This is a genomic window from Variovorax sp. JS1663, from assembly GCF_002157355.1.
Lineage (GTDB): Bacteria > Pseudomonadota > Gammaproteobacteria > Burkholderiales > Burkholderiaceae_C > Variovorax.
The window spans coordinates 1-7,272 of record NZ_LYMK01000096.1 but is presented as its reverse complement, the minus strand read 5'-3'; the positions used below and the strand labels follow the sequence as shown (position 1 = coordinate 7,272).

8 protein-coding genes and 1 pseudogene are annotated in these 7,272 nt (G+C 67.8%); 4 read left to right on the top strand and 5 right to left on the bottom strand.

The window, feature by feature from the left end:
• Nucleotides 1-51 precede the first annotated feature (51 nt).
• Nucleotides 52-1,314 (bottom strand): transposase, encoded by a 1,263-nt coding sequence (locus A8M77_RS34605; RefSeq protein ID WP_143694896.1) that lies wholly within the window; start codon nt 1,312-1,314, stop codon nt 52-54.
• Nucleotides 1,315-1,556: 242 nt separating this feature from the next.
• Nucleotides 1,557-1,934, bottom strand: a complete 378-nt coding sequence (locus A8M77_RS34600; RefSeq protein ID WP_238137084.1) for a hypothetical protein — start codon at nt 1,932-1,934, stop codon at nt 1,557-1,559.
• A gap of 350 nt (nt 1,935-2,284) precedes the next feature.
• Between A8M77_RS34600 and A8M77_RS34595 the strand changes: the two genes are divergently transcribed.
• Nucleotides 2,285-3,139: a CaiB/BaiF CoA transferase family protein gene (locus A8M77_RS34595; RefSeq protein ID WP_238137083.1), complete on the top strand. Its 855-nt coding sequence runs from the start codon at nt 2,285-2,287 to the stop codon at nt 3,137-3,139.
• A gap of 61 nt (nt 3,140-3,200) precedes the next feature.
• The gene (locus A8M77_RS34590; protein WP_086925997.1) at nt 3,201-3,932 is read left to right on the top strand and encodes an SDR family NAD(P)-dependent oxidoreductase; all 732 of its coding nucleotides are present in this window, start codon (nt 3,201-3,203) and stop codon (nt 3,930-3,932) included.
• 58 nt (nt 3,933-3,990) lie between these two features.
• Here A8M77_RS34590 and A8M77_RS34585 read toward each other — a convergent pair whose 3' ends face one another.
• Nucleotides 3,991-4,689 carry an SDR family oxidoreductase gene (locus A8M77_RS34585; protein WP_158101061.1) on the bottom strand — a complete coding sequence of 233 codons (699 nt, stop codon included), beginning with the start codon at nt 4,687-4,689 and terminating at the stop codon, nt 3,991-3,993.
• A gap of 271 nt (nt 4,690-4,960) precedes the next feature.
• On the opposite strand from A8M77_RS34585, the gene A8M77_RS34580 reads away from it, so the two are divergent.
• Nucleotides 4,961-5,932: a CmcJ/NvfI family oxidoreductase gene (locus A8M77_RS34580; protein ID WP_086925995.1), complete on the top strand. Its 972-nt coding sequence runs from the start codon at nt 4,961-4,963 to the stop codon at nt 5,930-5,932.
• A 32-nt stretch (nt 5,933-5,964) separates the two neighbouring features.
• Here A8M77_RS34580 and A8M77_RS34575 read toward each other — a convergent pair.
• Nucleotides 5,965-6,246 (bottom strand): annotated as a pseudogene (locus tag A8M77_RS34575) (M24 family metallopeptidase C-terminal domain-containing protein); the annotation flags it as partial.
• 301 nt (nt 6,247-6,547) lie between these two features.
• Nucleotides 6,548-6,712 carry a hypothetical protein gene (locus tag A8M77_RS35900; protein ID WP_158101060.1) on the bottom strand — a complete coding sequence of 55 codons (165 nt, stop codon included), beginning with the start codon at nt 6,710-6,712 and terminating at the stop codon, nt 6,548-6,550.
• Nucleotides 6,713-6,940: 228 nt separating this feature from the next.
• Here A8M77_RS35900 and A8M77_RS34570 point away from each other — a divergent pair.
• Nucleotides 6,941-7,272 (top strand): DUF4158 domain-containing protein (locus tag A8M77_RS34570; RefSeq protein ID WP_143694894.1); only part of this gene is annotated, 332 nt, incomplete at its 3' end.

The window sequence follows — 7,272 nt, the reverse complement described above, 5'->3', positions numbered from 1 at the left end:
ACGATCTACCAACACCACCTCCGCGCCAGTGCTAGCTTTTCGTACCGTCACTTATTGCACTGAAAACGAGGAGACCCCTTCGCTGGCGGCAACGGCTGCGGTGGCCCGTTCCTCCACCTCGGGCCCTTGCGGCACCACCAGGGACCGCAGCTTGGCGTTGGGCGCCAGCACGCCGTGGAACCTGATGAGATGCAGACGCGGCCGGGGAACCAGCGCCGCAAGCCGCTGCATGAACTCCAGCGGGCTCAAGACCAGATGCGTCGTGCCGTCGCGCCACGGTGTCTTCAGCTTCAGCTCGACCTGCCCGGCGGCATTGACCTGCACCCGTTCGTCGGAAAGCGCCGGCCGGGTGATGTAGCGGCACAGCTGCTCCAGCCGCTTGCGGTCATGGGCTTCGACCCGCACCGCGGCGTGCAGGCTGAATCCGTCGATGTCGGCGCACAGCGGCTGGCGGGCCGAGTCCTCGCGCGGCATCGCGCCTCTCAGGGTCAGCACCTTCTGCCCGGCGCGCGGCCCGAAGGCGATTCGGTAGGTGATGGCCGCGGCCTGCAGCGGCCGCAGCGTGCGCGCCTCCTCGCCGTCGGCATCCGGCTCGGCCAGGTAGGTCTGGCCCATGTCTTCGACCAGCACGCCCCGGCGCGTGAGCATCTTCATCAGCCGGGCGATGACGGTCTGCAGCAGCGCGTGCAATTCGTCGTCGGTGGGCGCATCCGCCTCAATGAAGGCCGGCGAACCATCGGCGTCGCAGCAGTACACCCCGTCCAGTACCAGACAGTGCAGGTGGATGTTGAGGTTGGCGGCCGAGCCAAAGCGCTGGATCAGCGTGACGGCGCCGCCGTGACCTTCGTCAGCCTTGAGCCCCGCCTGCCGCAGCAGATGTCGCGTGACCACGCGCTGCACCACCTGCAGCACCGGCGTGACCAGTTCCGGCTGCGCGGCCAGCAGCACGCGCAGCGGGATCGGCATCGACAGCACCCATTGCCGCACCGGCACGTGCGGGATGACGTGGTCGACCAGGTGCGCAGCGGTCTGCGACATGCGCCGGGCGCCGCAAGAGGGGCAGAATCCCCGGCGCTTGCAGCTGAAGGCCAGCAGCTTGTCGTGGCCGCACTCGCCGCAGCGTAGCCGCAGGAATCCATGCGCCAGGATGCCGCACTCGAGGAAGGCGTCGAACTCGTCCTTGATGAACCGCGGCAACTCGGCGTCCGTGCTGGCCTCGGTGTGGGCGATGAAGCTGGCCGCATGCTGCTGGACCAGGCGGTACAGCGTGGTCTGCTCCGGTCGGTGGCGTTCGTAGTGGAGCCGGCTGGCCAAGCCGGGTAAGGAACCGGGCTGGCGGGCGGCGTGCACGGCATGCAGAGGACTCGATGGGGACCTCTACCGTCCCAGCATCGCCCTGCACTCGCCATCGCCCTTCGGTCGGGCTTGTGGGTGCAAGAAGATGGCCCTCCACCGGGTGCAGCCGGTTGGGGTGGGCCAGCCCCGGCGGGAGTCCGTCGTTCACCTTAGTGCCGATATCCCCGTGCTTTTGAGGTCGTTCCTGGCCGACGCCATCGTCAGTGGGGACCGTCGAACCACTCCGGAGGCAGCGCTTCGAACAGGAGCCGGGTGCGGAACAGTTCCTCGCCGGACACGGCAAGGATCTGTGAGAGGTCGACGGACGGCGACCACAGGGTGTCGAACTGCGCCTGGACCGAAGCGGCCATCGGCGGCAAAGGCCGCAGGAGCCGGACGAATCGCGGACGCCAGCCGTTCAACGCGTCGCCCGACGCAGGGCTTGGCAGCCGCACGACCACCGACCAAAGTGCGTTGTGCGCGCCGAAGATCGAGCAGAGGCTGCAGAGCAGGTGCTCGAGCGCTTCATCGCCATGCCCGATGGGGTAGTTCGCGAGTTTGTCCCACAGCGCGTAGATCGCCTCGGTGAAATCATTCATTGGCGGCCGGGCGGGGCGCGCAACTCCTGCATTCAATTAGTCACCTGTTTAGGTTATTACGCGTCGCAGCCTACCTGCCTACGATCTCTCGATGAACCAGACCCGCATCGTATGGCATCGCTCGACGGACCTTGCGCCTCGGGTTCGGGCGTCGCGCCGGAACGGTGTGCGATGACGGGCCTGGAAGGGATCTCCGCCGTCGAGCTGTCGGAGCTGATCGGCGCGATCTACGACTGCTCCCTCGACCCGCACCGGTGGGCCGCGACATGCGCAATGATTGCGGAACGTTGTGACAGCGTCGGAACTTTCGCCCCGGCGCCGCCGCGCAGCTCGGCCTGGGACTCGAGGCGGTGCGCGCGCTCAAGCCCGACATCGTCTATGTCTCCATCAGCGGCTTCGGTGACGTCGGCCCCTACGCGGGCAAGCGCGTCTACGACCCCGTCATCCAGGCCTTGACGGGGCTGACCGACATCCAGGCCGACAACGACACAGGCAGGCCGCGCATGATCCGTACTGTGGTGCCGGACAAGACCACCGCGCTCACGGCGGCGCAGGCCATCACCGCCGCCCTGCTCGCGCGCACTCGGCACGGCCGCGGCTCGCACGTGCAGCTTGCGATGCTCGATGCGACCATCGCCTACCTGTGGCCCGAGGGCATGATCAACTACACACGAGTGGAGGCGGGCGCGGACCGCCGGATAGGCCAGCTCGCACAGGACCTGGTGTTCAAGACCGTGGATGGCTACATCACCGCCGGCGCGATGTCGGACGCCGAGTGGCGAGGCATGTGCACGGTGCTGGAGCAGCCCGCCTGGATAGACGACCCGCGGTTCAAGACCACGGCCGCGCGCTTCATCCACGCCCGCGAGCGCATCGCCGCCACCGCCGCCGTGCTGGCCACGCGCACCAGCGCCGAGTGGCTCGCGGCGCTGGACGAGCACGGCGTGCCCTGCGCGCCAGTCCTGAGCCGCGCCGAAACCCTCGAGCATGCGCAGGTGCTGGCGAACGACCTGATCCGCGAGTACGAGCATCCCGGGCTCGGCCGCGTACGCCAGCCGCGCCCGGCGGCGCGCTTCGAGGGCGTACATTTCGACCGCCAGCCTCTGGCGCCCCGCCTCGGGCAGCACAATGCCGAAGTGCTGGCCGAACTGGGCTATGACGCCGAACAGGTCGTCGCGCTGAGGCGCGCGGGCGTGATCCCGTAGCAGAAGGCGCGGCGAACGAGTATCATCAATCCGTCACGCACCGACCCAAGGAGTGATTGCCATGTCAGCACCTGTTTGCGCCATCGTCGGCGCGGGCGACGGCCTGGGCCGCGCGCTCGCCGCGCGTTTTGCCCGCGAGGGTTACTCCCTGGCGCTGCTGTCGCGCAGCGCGGCGGGGAGCGAGGCCGCGCTCGGGGCGGCCCGGCACGCGGCGCCTGGGCTCGAGCACGCCTTTCACAGCGTCGACGCCACGCAACCCGAAGCGCTGCAGGGTGCGCTCGAGCGCGTCGCGGCCGAGGTCGGTGAGATAGACGTGCTGATCTACAACGCGCGCGGCGGCTACACCCCGCGCGAACCCCTGAACATGGGCTTCGATGAACTCGAGGACATCTTCCGCCTGGAAGTGATCGGCGCCTTCGCCGCCGCCAAGGCCGTCATGCCGGCCATGCTCCAACGCGGCCGCGGCAGCGTGCTCTACTCCAGCGCCACGGCCGCGTTGCGCGGCTCCGCCACCAACCCTCTGTATGCCATCGGCAAGTTCGGTCTGCGCGCGCTGGCGCAGAGCCTGGCCAAGGCCTACGCCAGGCGCGGCGTGCATGTCGCCCACATGCGGCTCGACTGCACGCTCGATGTGCCACAGGTGCGTGAGTGGCTCGGCGAGCAGTTCGACGTCGAGCAGACCGCCAACTGCGACGATGTCGCCGACACCTACTGGTGGGTACACCGGCAACCGCGCTCGGCCTGGAGCAATGAAGTCGAGCTGCGGCCCTACACCGAGACCTGGACCTGCTGAGCCAGGCGCGCCTGCGACGCGCGGACCACGTGGTCTCCGTGCGCCCGCCTGCGTCGTGTCAAGGCGCGAGCTGCGGTCGAATGACGATTTCCGTCGGGCAGCAGCGCGCCGAGGCGGCCAGTACGAAGTCCACGCAGGCGGCGATGTCCTCGGCGCCGATCATGCGTTCGTGGCGCCTTTGCATGCCGGCGGTGAGCGCGGTGTCGACGAAGCCCGGCATGATGCAGCTCACCTTGATGCCGAACTCTCTCACGTCCTCGAACAGGCTGGCAGTGAAGCCGTTCAAGGCATGCTTGCTCGCGGCGTAGATGGCGTCGCCGCCGGCGCTGTGGCGGCCACTGATCGAGGAGATGTTGATGATTGCGCCCTGGCGCCGCGCGATCATCGCCGGCAGCACGCCGCGGGTGAGCGCGATGACCGCCCACAGGTTGAGATCGAGCACCTGGCGCCAGGCCGCGAGATCCGCGCCCTGCACCGCGCCGCGCGCCGCGGCGCCGGCATTGTTGACCAGCACGTCGATGGCGCCCAGTTTTTCCTCGGCAGCCGCCAGCGCGGTGGCGATGTGTCCCGCCTCGCACAGGTCGCCCGCCAGGAAGTGCGCCTGGACCGAGTGCTCGGCGCACGCCGTGGCGACCGCCGCCAGCGCCTCGCCATCGCGTCCGAGCAGGAACAGGTTGTAACCCTGGGCCGCGAGGCTCTGCGCGATGGCGCGACCGATGCCCTTGCCCGCGCCGCTCACCAATGCGGTTCCTGCCATGCGTCGTCCTCGCTCGTGCCTGGTGTTCTGACTTGTCCACGCCTTGCCGCCGGGGTACTTTGCGGCGGCACGGCCGACGCCACCGCACGTGGGTGGTCGCGCGCACTCAGCGCCTGGCCGCCCACCACCATGGGCGACAGCCGTCCCACCCGTCAACCGCAAGGGGAGTTTCCAGCATGGTCGAACCAGGCCTGCGTGACATGTCGGGAGCAGATGCATCTCGCGATTCATGGTGCAGCGAACACCGCGCGCCCGCGCGGCATCGACCAGCATGAACGGCGAGACCTTGGGTGAGCTGCGCTACCTGGACTCGAGCGTCACGCCCTCGCTTTATCGCAATGGCCGCGTGCTGACCCGGCGCGATCCGGACGGCAGTGATGCCGGCACCGAGGGCGTGAAGGTCGCGCCCCGCGAGCTGCTCATCGAGAGTGGGCGCGCGGGCGCGCCGGGAGGCGCCTGCAACCTCGCCAGCAACGGCTTCGAACTCCTGCGGCGCCCGCTCGCGGACGCGGCGCTCGACTTCCTGGATCACCGCCAAGTGGTGAGCGGCTACTACGAGGACTGCGCACGCCTGGTCGCCGAGCACACCGGCGCGCGAGCGTTCGCCTTCGATCACAACGTGCGTTCGGCCCAGGGCAAGAAGCACCGGCATCGCATCAAGGGTGGACAGCAGGTGCAGGGCCCAGCCTTGATGGTGCACGGCGACTACACGCTGACCAGCGCGCCGCAACGCCTGCGCGATCTGACGCGCCCGCCCGGCATCAACGACACGCTGCGCGGCGTGCTGGGCGACGACCAGGCGTTGATTGCACCCGCGTTGGCCGAGGCGGCGCTGGCGCCCGGCGGTCGCTTCGCCATCATCAACGTGTGGCGCAACATCGCTGCCGAGCCTGTCGCGACCTATCCCCTCGCCTTGTGTGATGGCCAAAGCGTGGACCCCGAGGATCTCGTGGTCTTCGAGATCCATTACCAGGACCGCATCGGTGAGAACTATTTCGCGCGGCACGCCGCGCGCCATCGCTGGTACTACTACCCGGCAATGACCCGCGACGAGGCGCTGCTCATCAAGCAATGGGATTCCGCCGGCGCGCTGGCTCGCTCGGGCGGCAGCCAGGGTGACGCGAGCGCGGCCGCGGCTCCTTGCACGTTCAGTTTCCACACCGCCTTCGACGATACGCAGACGCCCCCCGACGCGCCGGATCGCCTGAGCATCGAAGTGCGTTGCATGGTGATCTACGCCTGAGCGTCGAGGCGCGTTCCGCCTGCTTGCGGCTCTCAGAGAGCCGCCGTGCGCGCCTCCAGCCACGCACGCGCATCGCCCGTCACCCGCGGCCCGAGCCGCGCCCGCACCGTCGCGTGGTAGGCGTTCAGCCACGCGCGTTCGTCTTCTCGCAGCAGGGTGAAGTCCAGGCAGCGCGTGTCGATGGGGCACAAGGTCAAGGTCTCGAATTCCAGCATCTCGGCGAATGTGTCGCCCTCCGGCGTCGCGGCCGGCACGTTCAGCACCAGGTTCTCGATGCGCACGCCCCACTGTCCCGCGCGGTACACGCCCGGTTGCGCATAGGAATTTCAAACGGTCTGGTCTGTGAAAAGCCTGGAAAGCCCGACTCAGCCCTGGGTGGGCAGCCGATGCCTGCCTGGATGGCTTGGAACTGGCGCCTGAGCCGTTGCCTTGTCTGGATTCGGCCCGCCCTGACGGCTCGCCTCGCGCTCGTTGGGCCTTGATCTCGGGGTTGACCCTGTGTTTTCCGCCATCCAGTCCGCACGCGGGCGCAGCGCCACCGGCCACTGGCGCCAGGCTGCGCAGCCCTTTGTGATGTGTACGGTGTCCGGGACGGTCGACGCGGCTCAGGCGGCTTCAGTCTTGCCGCGCCTCGCGCGCTCGGCCTCTGGGCGGCGGCTGCGGATCCAGTCCCAGGTGGGTCAGGATCTTCTCGATCACCGGTCGCTCCAGGATGGCCGCGATGATCTTGAGCTCCCCGGCGCCGCAGTTGGGGCAGTGCTGCATGTCGATGTCGAACACGCGCTTGAGTAGCCGCGCCCAAGCAATTCGGTGCGGTCGGTCCGGCCGGTCCGGGTTAGTCTCGGTCTGGACCACGCATTCGCGGGGTCTCCTCGTTTTCAGTGCAATAAGTGACGGTACGCAAAGCTAGCACTGGCGCGGGGGTGGTCTGGGTAGACCGTTGATTTCATTGACTTTCCTGTTCGCTTTGTAAACGGGTATGGTGGCCTCCCACTTTTGAGGTTCACGATGCAGGGTTGGCACACAACGTTTTTGGGGATGCGTGGGCTCCCCCGCGATATCAGCGACTTCGAGATGAAGGCATTTTTCACCTTCGATGGTGCCGAGCGCGACGCAATCAATGCACGCCGAGGTGATTCCCACAAGCTTGGTCTGGCGCTCCATATTGGTTTCCTGCGCATGAGTGGGCGTTTGCTCGGTGCCTTTCGGGTAATTCCAGTACTCGTGCGGGCGCGTCAATGGCTGTACAAGAACAAGCTGGTGATCGTGCACGAGCGGGCAATTCGGACACTGATTGCGGCGGCACTTGCCCAGCTTGAAGTTGAAACAGGCACCGCCAT

Excerpts from the sequence above, each read along its gene's own strand:
- A8M77_RS34600 (WP_238137084.1), bottom strand. The coding sequence starts at position 1,934 with ATGAATGATTTCACCGAGGCGATCTACGCGCTGTGGGACAAACTCGCG.
- A8M77_RS34590 (WP_086925997.1), top strand. The coding sequence starts at position 3,201 with ATGTCAGCACCTGTTTGCGCCATCGTCGGCGCGGGCGACGGCCTGGGC.
- A8M77_RS34585 (WP_158101061.1), bottom strand. The coding sequence starts at position 4,689 with ATGGCAGGAACCGCATTGGTGAGCGGCGCGGGCAAGGGCATCGGTCGC.
- A8M77_RS34580 (WP_086925995.1), top strand. The coding sequence starts at position 4,961 with ATGAACGGCGAGACCTTGGGTGAGCTGCGCTACCTGGACTCGAGCGTC.